At 53.1% G+C, this 864-nt stretch carries 1 pseudogene; it reads left to right on the forward strand.

The features are described from left to right. Positions 1-46: 46 nt before the first annotated feature. A pseudogene (locus tag THS27_RS26305) lies at positions 47-864 on the forward strand (hypothetical protein); the annotation flags it as partial.

The raw sequence follows: 864 nt of genomic DNA on the forward strand, positions 1-864 counted from the left end.
TTATGTGCCCTTGCAAGATGGCCAGCGTGCCTGGAGGGTTTAGGGTATGCCACAGGTAGCGGTAGCGGTAGCGGCGGCGGCAGCGGCAAATGCGGTAGCGACATCGGCGGCGGTTATTGCGGCCCTTGGCACTGTTGGCGCGGCTATTGCCGGTGCTGTCGTTGGTGCGGTGATTTCTTATGTTGGCGCGATGGCGTTCGCCAAAAAGCCGAAATCGTCGGGTTTGGCTGATGTTGGCGGCCATAGCCAAATGATCAAGCAGGCAATTACATCGCGGCGCATTGTCTATGGCGAAACGATTGTTTCAGGCCCGATTACCTATTTGGCGGTGACGGGTAACAAGCGGTATTTGCATATTCTTATTACGCTTGCCGGGCATCCGGTTGAAGAAATCGGGGATATTTACTTTGGCGACAAAGTGGTTCTTGAGGGTGTCGGTTCTGGTTGGGGGGTGGGGAAATATTATGACCATGCATTATTTTGGAAAGGTAACGGGACTGATGCCGGTGATGCGGATTTACTTGCCGCGATGCGGGGATATCACCCGGAATGGTCGCTAAATCACCGCCAAAAGGGCTGCGCTAAGTTGTATGTCAGGTTGACCTGGGATAGCAAAATTTATGCAGGCGGCATCCCCCAGATCAAATGTATGGTCAAGGGTAAGAATGATATTTTAGACCCCCGCACGGGCGAGCGGGGTTATAGCAATAATTGGGGGTTGTGCGTTGCCGACTATACCACGATCCAGCTTGGTGTTGGTGCCGCCTGGGATGACCTTGATGCTGATGACCTGATCGCGTCGGCTAATATTAGCGATGAAGATATTCCCCTTGCTGATGGCGGAACGGAAAAACGCTATGTCGT

Origin of the sequence: Thalassospira sp. MCCC 1A01428 (genome assembly GCF_002115825.1) — a bacterium.
Lineage (GTDB): Bacteria > Pseudomonadota > Alphaproteobacteria > Rhodospirillales > Thalassospiraceae > Thalassospira.